Raw genomic sequence first — 17,597 nt, forward strand, 5'->3', positions numbered from 1 at the left:
TCGAAATTCAGCGGGCGCCGAAGGCGTCCGCTGCAATGACCAGTTGAAGCTCAGCGGCACGGACCAAACTCTAGTGACTCCCCAAAAAGGGCGCCATATTGGCGCAGCGACTCTGGGGGACCAGGATAGAAGGGGGCCACCGCAGCCTCCACTAGGAAAAAGCCGATGACAAGCGTCACAACAAACGTGGCCTTACGCACCATGGTGCGCAACAAAGGGCTCGGAAATACAACGGCCACGATGATTGAGCCAGCGGCCAAGACGCGGAAGGCCTCCATGTGCCACGAATAGCCGCCGCAAGATGCGAATCCAAAGAACGCCGCCCCAGCTAGGACGATGCTTGTCGCGGCCCACACCCATGCATTGCCACTAATACCACTGGATACGCCGACGACCTTGGTTCCCATGAGCTTCAACGTGTTATCGGTAGATCGTTAACGATATTTGTCTAACATTTGAGCATGCGGCCCTACCGTCCCGCAACGCCTGCCGAGCGCGATGCTCGTCGAGAGCGGCGACTGAGCCGTGACGCCGACGAGGCTGCGCCCGCTCTACCGTTTACGAGGCACGAGGACCAGCGCCAGCCGTTCGACTGGACGTTCTCGTGTGGCGGCGTTGCCTGGGTCTTGCACTTCGAGCCCAACCCGAGGGACGTGAGGCAGTGGCGTGTGTTCAGGGATGGCCAACCATGGATGTGTGCAGGTCTGGAGCGGGTCTGGCGTGCCTTGCAGCGCGAGATGAGCCCTGCGCTTGGCCGCCGACACTGGCGATGACATGAAATGATGGCGACCACGTTGGCAGCTCCTCGCGTCATCTGCGTTCCGCGCGCTGGGGTTCGAGTCCAGCCGACCATGACGGCAGGCTGACCGCTGCCGCGTTGCTCTCGAGCGGTCCCGCCAGTGCCGTGGCTGACCCCGTCACTCCTCCAGGAACTTCCAGGTGTCCGCGCCGTCGAACTTGCGCACGCGCACGGACGCGATCAGCTTCGGGTCGAAGTTGCCGAGATGGACGCCATGCTTGGCGCCAGCCGCCTGGTCGATCGGCTCCCAGTGGGTGACGCAGCCGCAATGCCGGCAGCGGATCGTGCGCAGCGTGCGGTCACCCTGGACGTACGCCTCGGTGGAGTCGGGATGGCCTTCGATCGTTACCGTGCCGAACTCGAAGTACACCCAGGGGCCGCCGATACGGCGGCAGAGCGAACAGTTGCAGGCTGTGGCGACTTCGGGTGTCGCCGGCAGCGTGAGACGGACAGCGCCGCAATGGCATGCGCCTTGATGCGTCATCGAAAGCTCCGGTGGGTCTGCGGTGCGGATAGCCTACCTGACTGTGCCGGCAGCAGCGCCTACCGCCCGGCCCTCAGCCGGTGAATCTCTTCCAACAGGTCCACCACCAGCGCCGCCAGCTCCTGGTTCGCATCGAAGTCTTGCTCGATGGCCAGCAGGCGGCGGGCGCGGTGCAGTTGCGGGCTGGCGAAGCGGCGGTTGTCGCCCTCGCCGCTGCAGCAGGCCAGCAGGCCCGCCTCCAGGCGCTGGCTCAGCCAGTCGGGGCTGACGCCGCAGGCGCAGGCCAGCTCGTCCAGCGTCAGGGTCTCGTCGTCGATGACGACGCCGACCAGCACGCCGTCGCCGCCATTCATGCTTGGCCTCCACGCGGATGGAAGTCGCGGCCCACGGCGGCGGCCATCACTTCGTAGGCGGCGCGTGCGCCCGGCAGGGTGGACGGCGGCAGCTTCACCTCGACCTGCAGCACCATGTCGCCCGCCAACTCACCGGCCGGGCCGGCCAGGCCGCGGCCCTTCAGGCGCAGGCGCTTGCCGTGCGGCGTGTCGGGCGGCACGGTGACGCTGACTTCGCCGGCCGGCGTGGTGGTCGTCACGTCGCCGCCCAGCGCGGCCTCCCAGGGCGCCAGCGGCAGCGGTTCGAGCACGTCGCGGCTTTGCTCGCGGGTGGCGTCCTTGAACTGGATTTCCAGGTAGAGGTCGCCCGGCGCGCCGCCGCCCCGGCCTGACGAGCCCTGGCCAGGCAGGCGGAGGTGCTGGCCGGCGCGCACGCCCTTGGGGATCTGCACCTGCAGGTTGCGCGTGACGGCGGCGCGGTGGCCCTTGTCGTCGGGCGCCAGGCTGCGCACGCTGACCGAGCGCACCGCGCCGGCGATGGCGTCGGACGCGTCGATGACGAGCTTGACGTGCTCGTCGGCGCCGCGCTCGGGCTTGGCATCGGGCGGCTCGGGCTTGGCCGAGCGGCCGAACATGCCAGTGAAGAAGTCGCTGAAGCCTTCGCCACCGCCGCGCCCGGTGGTCGGTGCGCCCTCGTACTTGAAACCCTGTTGCCAGTCGCTGGGGAGGTCAGGGGCGGCGGGTGTGTCGCCGGCAGCAGCGCCCGCGGTGGCTTGCCGCGGCGCGCCGTGGCGGCGGCGCACGCCGTCATACGCGGTGCGGCGCTGGGGGTCTGCCAGCACGTCGTAGGCCTCGTTGATGCGGGCCATGGACGCATGCGCATCGGCGGAGGGGTTCACGTCCGGGTGCAGCAGCCGGGCATGGCGCCGGTAGGCCTGCTTGATGGCAGCCGCATCGGCGTCGGCAGCGACGCCCATGACCCGGTAGTAGTCCTCGAAGCGCATGGGCCGAGTATGGGATTGCGGCATCGCAAGGCTGTCGGACGGGGCCGCCTTGCGCGGCGGTCGCGTTCCTACGTCGCCAGTTCGCGCAGCCAGGCCCACGGGTAGATGCCGCGGTCATGGCCGTCGCTGAAGACAAGCTGCAGCGCGTAGCGGCCCACGGGCAGCGCGTCGGTCAGCTGAACGGCGGCGCCATCACTGCGGCTGCGGCCGGCGCGGCAGTCGCCGCAACGGCAGGCCGCGCGCAGGCGGGCGGCGGGCAGTGCCGAAGCGCCGTCGGGCCAGCGCAGGCGCAGCGTGGCGGGCGTCAGGTCGACGGCCTCGGGCAGCGTGCTCATCGGTCGACACCGGCGGGCGCGCCCAGGCGCTGCAGCGACAACCGCACGGCCTTGCGCACTTCCGGGTCGGGGTCCGCGGCGGCGGCCTGCAGCACCGGCACGGCGCCCGCGTCGCCGATGTCGCCGAGCGCGATCGCCGCCTCCTTGCGCAAGTTGCCGGCCGGGTGGATGAGGGCTGCACTCAGCACCGGCACGGCCCGCACATCGGCGATGCGGCCCAGCGCCCGGGCGGCACGCAGGCGCACCTGCCAGTAGGCGTCGTCCATCGCGGCGCGCAAGGCGGCGGCGGCGCCGGCAGCCCGCAGCTTGCCGAGCGTGGAGGCGGCTTCCTCGCGGATGGGCCAGGCGGGGTCCTGCAGCGCCTCGCACAGCGCGGCCTGCACGGTGGTGATCTGCCCGGGCGCGGCCAGGCCCAGCGCACCGGCGGCGGCGCGGCGGACGTCCGCGTCGGCATCGGCGATGACGAGGCGGGTCAGCGATGGCAGGGCCGCCGCGTGCTTGAGCCAGCCCAGCACGGCAACCGCCTCGCGACGCACGGCGGCGTCGGCATGTTGCAGCGCCACCAGCGCCGGTGTGGCCGCGGCGGGCACGCGCAGCTCGCGCAGCGCACGCAAGGCGGCAGCGCTGACGAAGGCGTCGGGCGAGGCGGCATGGGCCAGCAGGCGCTCGCCGCAGCGCGGGTCCTTCAGCTCGGTGAGGGACTGGGCGGCAGCGGCCGAGACCTCGGCCGTGTCGCTCAGCGCGCCAGCAAGGGCGTCGACGACGGCGAGCTCGTCCCAGCCGGCCAGCGCGCGGGCGGCCTCGGCGCGCAGCGTGGGGTCGGGGTCGTCGCGCAGCAGGCCGGCCAGCGCGGGCAGCACGGCGGCATCCTCGACGTCGGCAAAGTCCAGCACGGCGACGCGGCGCACGCCGGGGTCGGGGTGGGCCAGGCGCTGGAGCAGGTCTTGCACTTCGGGGGCGGTCAGGTCGGTCATGAGCAGTTCAGTTGGCAAAACGCCAGTGGCGCTGGTCGCCGCCGGGCGGCGGCGGGCCGAGGGGCGACAGCCGCTCCAGCGGCGGTGCATGGCCGTCCTCGCGCAGCAGGGCCAGGCAGCGGCGCTTGAGCTGCACGAAGGCGGGCTCGGTCAGCAGCGCGGCGCGGCGCGGACGGGGGAAGCCGAGCTTGAGCTCCTCGACGACGCGGCCCGGCCGCGGGCCGATGACGAGCACGCGGTCGGCGAGGAAGAGGGCTTCGTCGATGTCATGCGTGACGAACACGACGGTGGTGCGCATGCGTGTCCACAGCTCCAGCAGCAGCTCCTGCATGCGGCTGCGGGTGAGGGCGTCGAGCGCGCCGAAGGGCTCGTCCATCAGCAGCACGCGCGGGTGGTTGATGAGCACGCGCGCGATCTCGACGCGCTGCTGCATGCCGCCCGACAGTTCGCGCGGGTAGCGCCGCTCGAAGCCCTGCAGGCCGACGAGCCGCAGCAGCTCGGCCGCGCGCTGCTCGCGCTCGGCGCGCGGCACGCCTTTCATCTTGAGGCCGTGGCCGACGTTGTCGAGCACCGTCTTCCACGGGAACAGCGTGTGCTGCTGGAAGACGAGGCCGCGGTCGGGGTCGGGTCCGGTGATGGCCTCGCCGTCCAGGCTGACGTGGCCGTGCGACGGCGACAAGTGGCCGGCCAGCGCGCCCAGCAGCGTGGACTTGCCGCAGCCCGACGGGCCGAGCAGGCAAACGAACTCGCCGGGCTCGATGGTGACGGACAGGTCGCGCAGCACCTCGAAGCGCGCGGGGCCTTCGCCCAGCTCGATGGACAGGTGCTCGACGTGGACGCGCCCGCTCATCGCTTTGCGCCTTGCCAGGGCATCAGCCGCTCGCCGGCCCAGGTGATGAGGGCACTGCTGCCCATGCCTAACGCGCCGATGACGAGCATGCCGACAACGATGTTGGGATAGGCCTGCACGGTGTAGCTCTCCCAGGTGTAGTAGCCGATGCCGTACTGGCCGGCGATCATTTCGGCGGTGACGAGGCAGAACCAGCAGGTGCCCATGCCGATGGACAGGCCGGTGACGATGCTGGGCGCGGCGCCGGGGGCGATCACCTCGGTGAAGAGGCGCAAGCCTTTCGTGCCCAGACCTTTGGCGGATGCGATGAGGCGGGTGTCCACGTGCTGCACCCCGTGGATGGTGTTGAGCAGGATGGGGAAGAGCGCGCCGACGAAGGTGATGTAGATCATGCTGCCCTCGGACGACGGGAACATCAGAATCGACAGCGGGATCCACGCGACGGCGGGGATGGGGCGCAGCACTTCCAGCGGCGGCAGCAGCGACAGGCGGGCTGGGCGCAGGCGGCCGATGAGGAGGCCGAGGGTGACGCCGATTGCTGCCGCGAGGCTGAAGCCGGCGCCGACACGGAGCAGGCTGCTGGAGAGATGGGGCCAGAGCTTGGGGGACTGGGCGAGTTGCAGCGCGGCTTCCAGCACTTCGGCGGGGCGCGGCGTGTTGGCGAAGGTGATGAAGCCGAGGTTGAGGCGGTAGGCGCAGGCGAGTTGCCAGAGGGCCAGGCAGGCGAGCAGGGAGAGCAGCTGCAGGCTCAGGCGGGTGAGCGGCAGGCGAGGTGCTGGGCGCGCGGCGCGTTGTAGGGGTGCGGTGGCGGGGAGGACGGCGCTCATTCGTATTGCTCCGGACGGTGTTGCTTGTCGCCAAGGCCCATGCCGGGATGCGCGCCCGGCAGCGCGGTAACTTTCTTCTGCGGCGCCAGAAGAAAGTCACCAAAGAAGAGGCGCTGAAACCGCACACGAGCACCATTCCGCGATGAACGGCGCGCGAAAACGACCGATGGCGTTGCGCCCAGACGCGAGCCGCTTCGCTCTCGCCTACCACTTGTGACGAGCGCCATCCATTGCCCCCTCGAGCCGGTTAACGCCGGCTGCACGCCGGGCTTATCAGGGGAATGCAGCGCCGCTCGGGCGGCGCGACTCGGGCGATGGCGCAGCCGAGCCGTCGGGGTTGGCTGTTTGGGGCCTCCCCTTCTAAACCGCCTGCGATGGCCGAATTCCAGGGGGCGTGCGCAGCACGCTTCAAGAACTGACTCCGCGATGACTGTTTGAGCGGAGCGTAGCGAAGCGAGTTCAGCGCGGCCCCTGGAATTCGGCCATCGCAGGGAACCCGCCTCAAGGCGGGCGGTTTTGCAGGGGAGAGCTTTTTGCCTACTTTTTGGCGGCGCAAAAAGTAGGTCGCCCGCCGGGGCGAACTCCCGGCTGGGCCTGGCCAGAAAGGCGAAGCACCGCATGGCAAGCAAATCTCAGCGAGCCTTCGCCGCAGCTTGCGCGCCAGCAAAGTCCAGCGCCTTACCCTTCACCGCCGCCGCATACGCATTCGCAGCATCCTTCTGCAGGAAGGCACTCAATTGGCCCTTGCCATCAATGACGAAGTGGCTGTTCGGCGCCAGCAGCTTGATCCGGTTCACGAGGTCATGCACATACACGCCGCGCGCCTTCTTGCCTTCGCCCTCCAGCTTGCGCAGGTCCGCCAAAGCTCCTTCAATCGAGGCGTAGTGCCGCACCTTCGGCTCACCCACCAGCCAAATGCCCGCCACACGCTGGAAATCGGTGATGGGTTTCCCAGTGACGGCATCCACAGCCTTCAACGCCAGCTTGTCGTAGTTCTTCAGCTTGGCTTCGTAGTCCAACCCCGAAGCCTTGAACGCCGCGCGGATGTACTGGTCATCGATGAACGTCTCTGCCTTCAGCGGCGACTCGCGCCCCATCAGCTTCAGCGTCTCGATGGACGTCGCCAGCGCCTTGCGGTACTCCGGCTTCCACGTGTTGTCGCGCGTCTGCAGGCCCAGCGGCCCGTGGTACAGGTAGTTCACGGCCGCTTCGATGCCCGTGACCTTCTCGATCAGCTCGCTGTATTTCTCGGGCTCGGCGGCGATCAGCCTGTCGGCCTCCAGCGCGGCGCGCAGGAAGGCGACGACGATCTCGGGGTACTTCTTCGCGTACTCACCCGCGACGAGCGAGCCGTGGTACGTCGGCGCGTTCGCCTGGGCGCCGTCGTAGATCTTGCGGGCGATGCCGCGGTGCTCGAACAACTCCGCGAACGGCACGAAGTCGGCGTGCGCCTCGATCTTGTTGGCCTGCAGCGCCGGGCCGGCCACCTCGGGTGCCTGCGTGATGATGTTGACGTCCTTCTGCGGGTCCAGGCCCTGCGCCGCGATGGCGCGCAGCAGCATGCCGTGGGCGGTGGACGCGAACGGCACGGAGATCGTGCGGCCCTTCAGCTCGGCCACCGACGTGATCGCGGAGGACTTGGGCACGACGATGCCGTTGCCGCTGCCCAACGTGCTGCCCGACAGCACCGTCAGGAAGATGCTGCTCTTGCCCGCCTTCAGGAAGGCCGCGCCGTTGTTGGTGCCGGGGAAGTCGGCCATGGAGCCGATGTCCAGCTTGTCGGCCACCATCTCGTTGGTCAGCGGCGCGCCGGAGGTGAAGTTCTTCCACTGGATGTCGTAGGTGACGCCCTTGTACTTGCCGTCTTTCGGCAGGTACTTCTCCAGCAGCTTCAGTTCGCGGATCAGCAGGCCGCCGGTGGCGCAGTTGATCGTGGTGTCCTGCGTACCGATGGCAACGCGGATGGTCTCGGCATCCGCACCGGAAGCCAGCGCGAGTGACAGGGCAAGGAAAGCGAGTTTCTTCATGGCTCGTTCAGTTCAACGGAGGAGGTAGGGGATCTCGACGTGGACGGCACCCGTCGGGCAGTCCTTCTCGCAGGGCATGCAGTACCAGCACTCGTCGAACTTCATGTAGGCCGTGCCCTTGCTGAGGTCGATGGCCAGCACGTCGAGCGGGCAGGCGTCCACGCAGACGGTGCAGCCCTTGTGGGCGATGCACTTGTCGGCGTCGACGGTGACGGGCACCTGGCTGGGCGTGAGCGCTTGCGGGCGGATGGGGGTGGTCATGGTGGTCATGGCAGTTCCTCTCAAGCGGGCACGGCGTCGGGGATGCGCAGGCGGCTGTAGGCGGCGCTCTCGGTCTCGGCGATGGGCACGATGTAGGGCTCGATGGCGCGCTTGAAGCAGCTCATGCGGCCTTGCGCGTCCTTGTGCAGCTGCACGTGCACGCGCCAGTCGGCGTCGTTGCGCTCGGGGTAGTCCACGCGGGCGTGGTACAGACCCCAGCGGCTCTCGGTGCGGTAGAGCGACGCACGTGCGGCCATCTCCGCGCAGTCGCGGATGAAGTGCACTTCCATCGCACGCATCAGCTCGTGCGGGTCGCGGGCCTGCAGCTGGCCGAGGTCCTCGCGGATGGCCTCGAAGCGCTCCAGCCCGATCTCCATCTTCTTCGTGACCTTGGGCGGCTGCAGGTAGTCGTTGACCATGCGGCGCAGCTTGAATTCGACCTGGTTGGGCGGCAGGCCCCTGTTCTCATTTCCGCGCAGCAGCGGGGCGTGCACGCGGGCGCGTTCGGCTTCGACCTGGGCCGCGTCGACCGGTGCGAAGTCATTCGCCGCGCAGAACTCGGCGCTGCTTTCGCCGGCCAGCTTGCCGTAGACGAAGGCGCCCAGCATGTAGTTGTGCGGCACGCACGCCATGTCGCCGGCGGCATGCAGGCCGGCCACCGTCGTCTGCGCACGTTCGTTGACCCATACGCCCGAGGCCGAGTGGCCGCTGCACAGGCCGATCTCTGAGATGTGCATCTCCACCATGCGCTCGCGGTAGTTGGTGCCGCGGCCGGCGTGGAAGCGGCCGCGGCTGGGGCGCTCGTTGGTGTGGAGGATGGTTTCGATCTCTTGAATCGTTTCCTCGGCGAGGTGGTCCAGCTTCAGGAACACCGGGCCGTTGCCGCCCTGCAGCTCGCGGTAGAACTCCCACATCATCTGGCCCGACCAGTAGTCGCACTCGATGAAGCGCTGGCCCTGCGCGTTGGTCGTGTAGCCGCCGAACGGACCGGTCACATACGCACACGCCGGGCCGTTGTAGTCCTTGATCAGCGGGTTGATCTGGAAGCACTCGATGCCCGACAGCTCGGCGCCCGCGTGATAGGCCATGCTGTAGCCGTCGCCCGCGTTGGTGGGGTTCTCGTAGGTGCCGAACAGGTAGCCGCTGGCGGGCAGGCCCAGGCGCCCGGCGGCGCCGCAGCTCAGCACGACGGACTTGGCGCGGATGACGTGGAAGTCCGCCGTGCGGCAGTCGAAGGCCATGGCGCCCGCAATGCGGCCCTCGTGCGTGAGCAGGCGCGTCGCGACCAGGCGGTTGGTGATCTCCACCCGCGTGCGCTTGAGCTGGCGGTAGAGCACCTTCTTGATGTCGTGGCCTTCCGGCATGGGCAGCACATAGCTGCCCATGTGGTGGACTTTCTTGACGGCGTAGTCGCCGGTCTCGTCCTTCTCGAACTTGACGCCCCAGCGGTCCAGCTCCTCGACCATCGCGTGGCTGCCCGCCGCATAGGCCATCACGGTCTTCTGGTTGACGATGCCGTCGTTGGCGATGGTGATCTCGCGCACGTACTGCTCAGGCGTCGCATGGCCGGGCAGCACGGCGTTGTTGAGGCCGTCCATGCCCATGCTGATGGCGCCGCTGCGCTTGACGTTGGCCTTCTCCAGCAGCAGCACGCGCAGGTTGGGGTTCGCCTGCTTGGCCTTGACGGCCGCCATCGGGCCGGCGGTGCCGCCGCCGATGACGAGGACGTCGACTTCGGTTTCTATGGTGTTCATGGCTTGTGGAGTGAGGGACCGCGCTGCAGGCGCAGGCGGTACTGGAAGTTGTCGGCGCGGCAGTACAGGTGCTCGTAGTCGAGCGGGCGGCCATCAGCGCCGTGGGTGAGGCGTTCGATGTGCAGCAGCGGCGCGCCGGAGGCCACGCCGAGCAGCGCGGCCTGCTCGGCATCGGCCAGCAGCGCGTCGACGACGAGGTCCGCATGGCCGAGCGGCGCGCCGCAGTCGGCCTCCAAGATGCCGAAGATGTCGCGCACGGCGAGGTCTGCGGCGGCCACGCGCTGGCCGAGGCCCAGCGGCAGCCAAGTGAGATCCAGCGAGACGGGTTGGGAGCCGACATGCCGCACGCGGCGGATCTCGGTGACGCGCTCGCCCGCGGCGAGCTGCAGGCGCTGGGCCACTCCTGCAGCCGCCGGCACCGTGGCCACCGAGAGCACGCGGTTGTAGGTGTCGTGGCCCAGCGCGCCCATGGCCTCGGCAAAGCCCTGCAGCCGGCCCAGCTCCTGGAAAGGTTTGGCGGCCGACACGAAGCTGCCCTTGCCCGCCACCTTGAAGATGACCCGCTCCTTCTGCAGGTCGCCCAGCGCCTGGCGCACGGTGATGCGGCTGACGCTGTAGCGGGCCATCAGCTCGCTCTCGGACGGCAGGCGGTCGTGCGGCTGCCAGGCGCCGCTGACGATGCGGGCGCGGATGTCCTCGCGGATGCGGCTGTACAGCCGCACGGCAGCCGGGCCGTGGTGCAGCGGTGCGTCAGCGAAGGCGAGGGGGTTCATCGGATGGGAGCGGGGCCTGACCTGTCATGTCAGGTGCTCTCATTGCAAGCTCGGTGCCAGCGGCCCGAACGGCCTCTGAAACCGGGCCGTTTCTCCTATGAAAACGGGTGGGTGGCACGTCGCTCGGCCTGCCCGGAGCGACTGTTTGCAAATCAACAGCCTGCTGCGAAATCAACAGTGAACTGTTGAAATTCGAGCAGCGTTACGACTCGCCGAGCCGCTCGAACTCCGCGATCACCTGCGCGCCGAACAGCAGCAGCGTGGCCGCGATCTCCAGGCTCAGCAGCACCGCGATGGCGGTGGTGAGCGAGCCGTAGACGGTGCCGATCTGCGACAGCGTGCCGAAGTACCAGACCAGCACATGGCGCGACATCTCCCACAGCAGCGCCGCGGCCAGCGCGCCGATCAGCGCCAGCGGCAGCGACGGCCGCCCGCCCGGCATGACCATGTAGACGGATGCGAGCACGAACACCTCGCCGGCAAAGCCGAGCAGATAGAGCATCACGCCCGACACGCCGTGCAGCGACCAGGTGCGCCCGAGGAACTCCACCTCCCGCTGGCCCAGCGCCTGGAAGCTGCCGGCCACCAGCGTCACCAGCAGCAGGCCCACGCTCAGGCACAGGATGTAGAGGTAGGGGATCAGTGCCGAGACCAGGAAGTGCCGGCGGTTGTCCTTGCGGCGGTGGTGGAAGATGCCCTGCATCGCGCTCTCCAGCACCGAGAAGGCCAACGAGCTGAAGAACAGCATGCTGGCCAGCAGCACCCAGCCCATCACCTCGCGGTGGGCGAGGAAGCGCGCCAGCTCGCTGACCACCGCGTCCGACTGGCCCGGCACCAGCCAGGCCAAGTAGCGCCCCACGGTCTGCAGCAGCAGGTCTTGCTGCACCCAGTGCGACAGCGCGATGACGCTGAGGATGAGCAGCGGCACGATGGACAGCAGCGCGTAGTAGGCCACCGCGCCCGCGAGCAGCAGGCCCTGGTTGGCACGGAAGGACTTGAGCGTGTGCCACACGAACGCCCACGGGTCCTGCAGGAGCCGGGCGGTCTGGCGCGCGAACTGGCGGGCGAGGAAGCGCATGGGAGCAGACTCGGCAAAAGCGCCGGCCACGCCTGTCGGCCCACGCTGCAAGCCATTGTCAGCCGCCGCCGCCTCCGTTGTATTGCGGGCCGAGCGCCGGGCCGCTCCCAAGCCGACCCGCGCTGGCGATGTGCTTGCCCGCGTTCAGCGGCGCAAGACCGGGCGAGGGGCTCCCATTTCAGCCGCCGCGGCGCTGCAGCTCGAAGTCCCGCAGCGAGCGCAGCAGCGCCTGCTGGCGTGCGCCCGGCGGCAGCTGGCGCGCCACCTGTTCGAAACGGCCGACGTTGCCCGCGTTCAGGAACGGACCGATGTTCTCGGCCACCGACTGCGCGGCCTGCCAGCCGCCGGTATGGACGAGGCCGACGAACATGTCGTCGTAGCCGGCGGACAGGCCCAGCTGCTGCCATTGCTGCAGCACCGGGTAGGCCTTGCCGAGCAGCACGGCGTCGTAGGTCCTGGCCAGCGCCGAGACGGCGGCGGCCGCCGTCTCGGCCGAGGGCGGCAGCTTGGCAGCCAGCGCCAGCGCAGCCGCCTGCACATGGCCGTCGGGAAAGGCCAGCAGCTCGCGCGCCCAGGCGGCCTGCTCGGCCGGGCTGCCCTGGGCGGCGAGGCGGTCGATCTGCTCGCGCAGCAACCCGACCACCGCGAAATGCTCGTCCATCCCTTCGCCGCGGGTCAAGCGGCAGCGGTCGGCGGCGTGGCATTGCTGCAGCGCGCGCAGCGCCTGGGCGGGCGGCACCGTGGCCAGCGCCGCAGGTTGGGCCAGATCGGCCAGGGGCAGGCTGGCCGCCGGCGCGGGCGTCGGCACGGCGGGCGCGCTGGCGGGCAGATTGAGCGGTGCCACGGGCACGGCCGGCGCGGCCTGCAGGGCCGGCATGTCCGCCGCGCCCGTGGCCCACCACAGCGCCGCGGCCAACGCTGCGCCGGCTGCGATGGCGAGGGCCGCCTTCATGCGCTACGGCTGCAAGGCCAGGAAGCCGGCCGCCGGCCAGCGGTTGGTGCGGCACCAGGCCGCATTGCCGGAGCGCGCCAGGCAGGCGTTGACGAGCGCGGTGCCGAAGGGGCCGTAGACGTCGGTCTCCGCGGCGGCGTTGCGCATGACGGTCTCGGTGCAATGGAACCGGTGCGCCATGGAGCGCGCCGCGCCGCGGGGGCAATCGCCGTTGCCGCTGGCCGCGGCGGCGAGCGCCTTGCCCCAGATCGGCGTCGCCAGCGCCACGCCGTCCACGACGGTGGCGCGCTGGGCGGTGCAGACCGCTCCGCCGCCGCTGTCCAGGCAGGCCTGCATCGCGGCGGCCGTGAAGGGGCCGTAGGTGCTGCTGGTGCTCATGCACTGGCGCAGGTGGTGGTCGTAGCGGGTGCCGTTGGGGCAATGGGCATGCTTGGCCGCCGAGGGCGCGGCCGTCGGCACCGCCCAGTTGGCGAGCGTGGAGGCCGGGTAGAGGTTGCCGGCGAAGATCCAGCCCTCGCGCAGCACGCCGTCGCTGTGCACGTATTCCACGCGGTAGTAGAGGTTGTTGGCCGACGCGGTGCCGAACACCTCCTTGACCTGCACGGCGGTGCCGGCCGGAATGGCGACCAGCAGCGCGCCGCCCGGGGTGGCGCGCATGTTGAGGTTGGGCACGACCGCGACCCAGTCGCCCGCATAGGCGATGGCGCCCGCGCCGGTGGGCGCCGCACCGACGGCCCGGGTGGCGTGGTTGGTGGCGTCGCCGGCGTCGATCCAGCCATCGGTCGTCGCGCCGTTGAGCGCTGCGCGGATGCGGTACAGGCGCTTTTGCTGCTGCGCGCCGACCACCATGAAATCCAGCACCTGGTAGCTGCCCGCGGCGGCCTGGCCCAGCACCATGCCGTCGGGCGCGGAGCGCAGGTCCAGCGGCTGCAGCGTGGAAATGGCGCTGGCCAGCGACTGCAGGCCCGGCACCTGGGCGCGGCAGAGTTGGTGGCGGTTGTGGTCGATGCGGGCATAACCGGCCGTCTGCGCGACATAGACGGGCGTGATGCTGCCGTCGTCGAAGCTGGCGCGGCCGGCCAGGCAGGCGGCGTGGCGCACGTCGTCCACGCATTCCAGCGTGCTGCCGTTGAGCACGCAGGCGGCGGCGCCGACCTGCAGCAGCTTGCCTGGTTCGACGCTGCCGCCGGTGGGCACGGGGCAGGACGGGCCGTTGTCCATCAGGCAGGCCACGTCGATGGCGGCGGCCTTGCCCAGGTCGGCCACGTCGACCAGCCACAGGCGGTTGTCGTAGTTGTCGCGGTAGCCGTTGTCCTTGGCCACGTTGACGTCGGCCGCGTTCTGCCAGCGGCAGACCTTGGTGGGGCCGCCGTTGTAGGCGCTCCAGGCCGAGCGGGCGCGGCTGCGCCAGTAGGCGTCGACCTCGGCCGCGGTGCCCACCGGCATCGTCACGCCGCCCAGGCAGGCATTGGGCGCGGCCTCCCACGCCGCGTAGTAGATGTCGATCGCGTAGGTGAAGTTCTGCATCATGTTCCAGCCCTTGCCTTCCTGGAGCTGGACGAAGTGATAGCGGTCGTCGACCTGCATCATCCCGTGGCCGTGGCCGCTGTCGCCGCGCATCATCTTCAGCAGATAGGGCTGGCCGGCGGCCAGCTGCGCGTCGCGGTAGTGCGACCAGAAGGTCTCCTGGCGCAGCGTCGCGTAGGTGCCGCGCTGGAAGGCCTCCAGCTCACGCGCCGACACGGCTGGCTTGCGCGACAGCAGGTAGCGCTGGCTGGCGTCGCGGATGACCGGGTACATGGCCTGCATGTAGCGCTTGCGCTCGTCGACGAGGCTGCTCGAGGCGTCGCTGAAGATGACGCCGGTGTAGTTGCCGCGCACGAAGCTGTCCGGGCCGAAGGCCGCGGCGTCGCAGCCCGAGGGCGCGCGGCCGTGGGTCCACGTGCCGCCGACCTTGTTGGTGCAGGCCCAGTCGTTGGGCGTGGGCGTGTAGGCGGCCTGCGCGCTGCCGGCCAGGCCGAGGCAGGCGCTGAAGCACAGGGTGAAGAAGGCAAGCAGTCTCATGGCGGGCTCCTGCGAAACGGGATCAGCGAGTGCGGCGACGGGTGACACCTGCAGCGGCGGCCAGGCCGGCGAGCATCAGCGCGAGGCTTGCGGGCTCGGGCACGGCGGCCACGTCGCCGACGCGCACGGCCCAGGCCTGGCCCAGCGTGTCGTTGGCGAGTTGGTCCTGCAGGCCCATGCCCATGAAAAAGGCCAGGCCCCAGCCCGGCTCGCTGGCCGTGCCGGTCCAGAACACCGGGCCGATGGCGTTGGCCGGGTCGGCCAGGCCGGCGAAGTCGCCGGTCTGCGCCAGGCCCGCGGCGGTGTTGCCAAGGCTGACGTGATACAGGTAGCCGAGCTCGGTGTTGGGGCCGGCGTTGTTGAGGCCGATGTCGGTGGAGCCGTCCTCGGTGTAGTCGAGCTGCAGCGCCAGGCCGTTGACCGGCGCGACCGTCGGCAGCCGCCAGTCGTCGACGCCGCCGAAGCTCAGCGCGTCGGCCCACTGGGCGGCCTCCGCCTGGCTGCGCAGGCCGCCCAGGCCGGCGTCGGCCAGCCAGGTCAGGTTGGTGGCGGTGTCGTAGATCATCGTGCCGCCGGCGCGCAGCTGCAGCGCGGCCTGCGCCGGCATGCCGCTCGACAGGGCCGTCAGGGTGAGGGCGGCGAAAAGCGTCTTCTTGATGGTCATGGCGGGCGTCGCGAAGCTGAGGCGGATCGCATGGTCTGCAAACCGCGGTGCACGCGACATCGGGTTAGTCCGCGGCCGCGCTGCCAATTCGAGCGGCCCGCATAACCGCCGGGAATGCGCCTCAGCGGCGCGCGAAGGCCGCCTTGCCGGGCGTCGGCAGGACAATCGCCGGCCCCGGCAAAACCTCCCCCAATTTCGGGGGGTCAGACGTCCACCCCGCCCCTGCGCATGCCCGCCACCGACTGGTTCTCGCCCGCCCAACTCTTCGGCTACGCCGCCTTCGTGCTGGGCGTCGCCTGCTTCCTGCAGACCGACGACCGGCGCTTCAAGTGGTTCATGACCGGCGAGTGCCTGGCCTATGTCGTGCACTTCGCGCTGCTGGGCAACCCGACGGCGGTGGCCAGCTCGCTGATCTCGATGACGCGCTCGCTGCTGTCCTTGCGCACGCGCTCGCCCTGGGTCGCGGTCGCGGTGGTGGCGGCCAATGTCGGCTTCGGCCTGGCCATCGCGACCCGGCCGGCGGACTGGCTGCCGCTGACGGCCTCATGCCTGGGCACCATCGCGCTGTTCACGCTGCAGGGCATTCCCATGCGGCTGCTGATGCTGTGCGGCACGGCGCTGTGGATCGCCAACAACCTGATCGCCGGCTCCATCGGCGGCACGGCGCTGGAGGTGGTCGTCGCGGCGGTGAACCTGGCGACCATCGTGCGCATGGCGCGCGAGGGGCGCCATGCACGCCGGCAGGCTTGAGGGTCAGCGCCCGCCCAGCGCGGCCTCGACCTTGGCGCGGTCGATGCGGCGCTCGAAGCCGCCCATGGCCGCACCCACTTCGGGGTTGGTCATCAGCTCCTTCATCGCCAGCTCGCCGAGCTTCTGAAACGCCGTCACGAAGCCGGCGCTGCCCTCCTGCTGCGCGGCCTCGCGCGCCTGCACGCGGCAGCGCTCGGTCAGCAGCGCCGTCAGCAGCTGGGCGACGCCTTCGTCGGCCTCGGCGCGGGTCGCGTCGGGCACGTTGGACAGCGGCTTGATCTCGGGATGGGCCGACATCGCCACGAAGATCCAGCGCGCCAGGTCCTTGCGGTCCTTGCCGGTGGTGCTGTCGCCCAGGCAGATGCCCAGCGCCTCGGCCTTGGGGCCTGCCTGCGCCGACAGCGGCAGGGTGGCGGTGAGGGACAGCAGGAGAGCGGGTAGCAGCGGCTTCATTGCAGCGGACGTGAGTTGAGGGCCGGCGATTGTGATTCGCGCGGCCCGCGCCGCGCTCAGCGATTCGCGGAGTAATTCACCGGCAGCCAGTCGTAGCCCTTGCCGTCGGCGCGCAGCTTGCCGATGCCGGGGAAGCTGACGTGCGTGACGGCGACGTAGTAGCCGTCCTTGGCGGCGGCCTCATAGGCCTTCTCGCGGGCCGGGCGCGCGGCCTTAGGGTCGCTGTCGAACTGGATGGTGACGGAGGGGTCGGGGAACTGCACCGCCGCGACGTGCATCAGGTCGCCCCAGAACATCATCTTCTGGCCCTTGCTCTCGGCCACGTAGTTGCTGTGGCCGGGCGTGTGCCCGTAGGCCGGGAAGGCCTTGACGCCTGGCACGATCTCGACGCCGCCGGCGCTGCCGTCGAAGGGCTTGAAGCGGCCCGTGTCCGCAAAGCCCTTGACCAGGCCCGCGATGGCCTTGGCGCCCTCGCCGCCCTTGGCGATCTGCTCGGGCGAGAGCCAGAAGTCGGCGTCGCGCTTGTCCAGGCGCAGCGTCGCGTTGGGGAAGGCCGTGCTGGAGGCGCCGCCGATGTGGTCGCCGTGCATGTGGGTGATGACGATCTCGTCGACCTGCTCGGGCGTATAGCCGGCGGCCTTCAGGCTGGCGAGCAGGCGGCCGAGCGTCGGGCCGAACAGGCCGGCGGCGCCGCTGTCCACCAGCACCAGCTTGGCGCCGGTGTTGACGAGGTAGGCGTTGACCGAGGTCTCCAGCGGCACGCCGAGGTAGGCGTGCTGCAGCGCCTTGAGCGTCTTGGCCGCGGGCTGCTGCAGCAGCTGGTCGACGGGCAGGTCCAGCGTGCCGTCGTTCAAGGCGGTGACCTCGAAATCACCCAGTTGCAGGCGGTACCAGCCCGGCGCCTGCCCCTTGAGCTGCGGGCCGGCGGCGAGGGCCGGCGCGGTGCAGGCGAGGGCGAGGACGGCGGGAAGCAGGCGTTTGAGCATCTTGGATCTCCGGGGGGATGGGGAAGGAAGCGGCGCAGCATATCGACGGCCCGATCGGCTTGCAGCCCCTTGCTCGAAAAGCCCGGCTGTCTGCCGGCCGGACGGTGCCGGGCACGCGGATGCCTGGAATCCGGACATCCACCGCCCGCCCACCGCCCAAAGCAAGGGTTAGCACGCAAGGGTTTGCGCGTGTTTCGCCCCAGGTTGGCACCGGCACGGGTTTTGCGCTG

The 17,597-nt window shown here is 70.0% G+C and carries 19 protein-coding genes; 1 reads left to right on the forward strand and 18 read right to left on the reverse strand.

Translation table 11 applies throughout. The features are described 5' to 3' along the window. Window positions 1-50 precede the first annotated feature (50 nt). The 16 genes from ASD35_RS27095 to ASD35_RS09405 all read right to left on the reverse strand — a co-directional run bounded on the left by ASD35_RS27095 (window position 51) and on the right by ASD35_RS09405 (window position 15,178). Window positions 51-407 carry a hypothetical protein gene (locus tag ASD35_RS27095; RefSeq protein WP_235538297.1) on the reverse strand — a complete coding sequence of 119 codons (357 nt, stop codon included), beginning with the start codon at window positions 405-407 and terminating at the stop codon, window positions 51-53. A 510-nt stretch (window positions 408-917) separates the two neighbouring features. Beyond that, window positions 918-1,283, reverse strand: a complete 366-nt coding sequence (locus ASD35_RS09335; protein ID WP_056874670.1) for a GFA family protein — start codon at window positions 1,281-1,283, stop codon at window positions 918-920. 59 nt (window positions 1,284-1,342) lie between these two features. Then, window positions 1,343-1,636 (reverse strand): chaperone modulator CbpM, encoded by a 294-nt coding sequence (locus ASD35_RS09340; RefSeq protein ID WP_056874671.1) that lies wholly within the window; start codon window positions 1,634-1,636, stop codon window positions 1,343-1,345. Then, complete coding sequence (locus tag ASD35_RS09345; RefSeq protein ID WP_157275470.1) at window positions 1,633-2,643, reverse strand: DnaJ C-terminal domain-containing protein; 1,011 nt, start codon at window positions 2,641-2,643, stop codon at window positions 1,633-1,635. Before ASD35_RS09345 ends, ASD35_RS09340 begins: the two co-directional genes overlap by 4 nt. A 44-nt stretch (window positions 2,644-2,687) precedes the next feature. Then, window positions 2,688-2,954 carry a DUF971 domain-containing protein gene (locus ASD35_RS09350; protein ID WP_056874673.1) on the reverse strand — a complete coding sequence of 89 codons (267 nt, stop codon included), beginning with the start codon at window positions 2,952-2,954 and terminating at the stop codon, window positions 2,688-2,690. Then, window positions 2,951-3,928, reverse strand: coding sequence for a HEAT repeat domain-containing protein (locus ASD35_RS09355; RefSeq protein ID WP_056874674.1), 978 nt, complete (start codon window positions 3,926-3,928; stop codon window positions 2,951-2,953). The genes ASD35_RS09350 and ASD35_RS09355 overlap by 4 nt, the downstream gene beginning before the upstream one ends. A 7-nt stretch (window positions 3,929-3,935) precedes the next feature. Next, window positions 3,936-4,778 carry an ABC transporter ATP-binding protein gene (locus ASD35_RS09360; RefSeq protein WP_056874675.1) on the reverse strand — a complete coding sequence of 281 codons (843 nt, stop codon included), beginning with the start codon at window positions 4,776-4,778 and terminating at the stop codon, window positions 3,936-3,938. Next, window positions 4,775-5,605 carry an ABC transporter permease gene (locus ASD35_RS09365; protein ID WP_056874676.1) on the reverse strand — a complete coding sequence of 277 codons (831 nt, stop codon included), beginning with the start codon at window positions 5,603-5,605 and terminating at the stop codon, window positions 4,775-4,777. Before ASD35_RS09365 ends, ASD35_RS09360 begins: the two co-directional genes overlap by 4 nt. 632 nt (window positions 5,606-6,237) lie before the next feature. Next, the gene (locus ASD35_RS09370; RefSeq protein WP_056874677.1) at window positions 6,238-7,632 is read right to left on the reverse strand and encodes an ABC transporter substrate-binding protein; all 1,395 of its coding nucleotides are present in this window, start codon (window positions 7,630-7,632) and stop codon (window positions 6,238-6,240) included. A gap of 12 nt (window positions 7,633-7,644) precedes the next feature. Beyond that, complete coding sequence (locus ASD35_RS09375; protein ID WP_235538298.1) at window positions 7,645-7,902, reverse strand: ferredoxin family protein; 258 nt, start codon at window positions 7,900-7,902, stop codon at window positions 7,645-7,647. An 11-nt stretch (window positions 7,903-7,913) separates the two neighbouring features. Further along, on the reverse strand, window positions 7,914-9,647 hold the full coding sequence (locus ASD35_RS09380) for a fumarate reductase/succinate dehydrogenase flavoprotein subunit (protein WP_056874678.1): 1,734 nt from the start codon (window positions 9,645-9,647) through the stop codon (window positions 7,914-7,916). After that, on the reverse strand, window positions 9,644-10,420 hold the full coding sequence (locus tag ASD35_RS09385; protein ID WP_056874679.1) for a GntR family transcriptional regulator: 777 nt from the start codon (window positions 10,418-10,420) through the stop codon (window positions 9,644-9,646). The genes ASD35_RS09380 and ASD35_RS09385 overlap by 4 nt, the downstream gene beginning before the upstream one ends. 202 nt (window positions 10,421-10,622) lie before the next feature. Beyond that, window positions 10,623-11,498: a YihY/virulence factor BrkB family protein gene (locus tag ASD35_RS09390; RefSeq protein WP_056874680.1), complete on the reverse strand. Its 876-nt coding sequence runs from the start codon at window positions 11,496-11,498 to the stop codon at window positions 10,623-10,625. 178 nt (window positions 11,499-11,676) lie between these two features. Further along, window positions 11,677-12,450, reverse strand: coding sequence for a hypothetical protein (locus ASD35_RS09395; protein WP_056874681.1), 774 nt, complete (start codon window positions 12,448-12,450; stop codon window positions 11,677-11,679). A gap of 3 nt (window positions 12,451-12,453) precedes the next feature. Beyond that, window positions 12,454-14,514 (reverse strand): hypothetical protein, encoded by a 2,061-nt coding sequence (locus ASD35_RS09400; protein WP_056874682.1) that lies wholly within the window; start codon window positions 14,512-14,514, stop codon window positions 12,454-12,456. A 22-nt stretch (window positions 14,515-14,536) separates the two neighbouring features. Continuing rightward, on the reverse strand, window positions 14,537-15,178 hold the full coding sequence (locus ASD35_RS09405) for a PEP-CTERM sorting domain-containing protein (protein ID WP_162254440.1): 642 nt from the start codon (window positions 15,176-15,178) through the stop codon (window positions 14,537-14,539). A 228-nt stretch (window positions 15,179-15,406) separates the two neighbouring features. Between ASD35_RS09405 and ASD35_RS09410 the strand changes: the two genes are divergently transcribed. After that, window positions 15,407-15,928, forward strand: coding sequence for a YgjV family protein (locus ASD35_RS09410; RefSeq protein ID WP_056874684.1), 522 nt, complete (start codon window positions 15,407-15,409; stop codon window positions 15,926-15,928). 3 nt (window positions 15,929-15,931) lie between these two features. Here ASD35_RS09410 and ASD35_RS09415 read toward each other — a convergent pair whose 3' ends face one another. After that, window positions 15,932-16,381, reverse strand: coding sequence for a hypothetical protein (locus tag ASD35_RS09415; RefSeq protein WP_056874685.1), 450 nt, complete (start codon window positions 16,379-16,381; stop codon window positions 15,932-15,934). A 56-nt stretch (window positions 16,382-16,437) separates the two neighbouring features. Then, window positions 16,438-17,367 carry an MBL fold metallo-hydrolase gene (locus ASD35_RS09420; RefSeq protein ID WP_056874686.1) on the reverse strand — a complete coding sequence of 310 codons (930 nt, stop codon included), beginning with the start codon at window positions 17,365-17,367 and terminating at the stop codon, window positions 16,438-16,440. Window positions 17,368-17,597: the final 230 nt, after the last annotated feature.

It is taken from the genome of Pelomonas sp. Root1444 (assembly GCF_001426885.1).
Classification (GTDB): domain Bacteria; phylum Pseudomonadota; class Gammaproteobacteria; order Burkholderiales; family Burkholderiaceae_C; genus Pelomonas.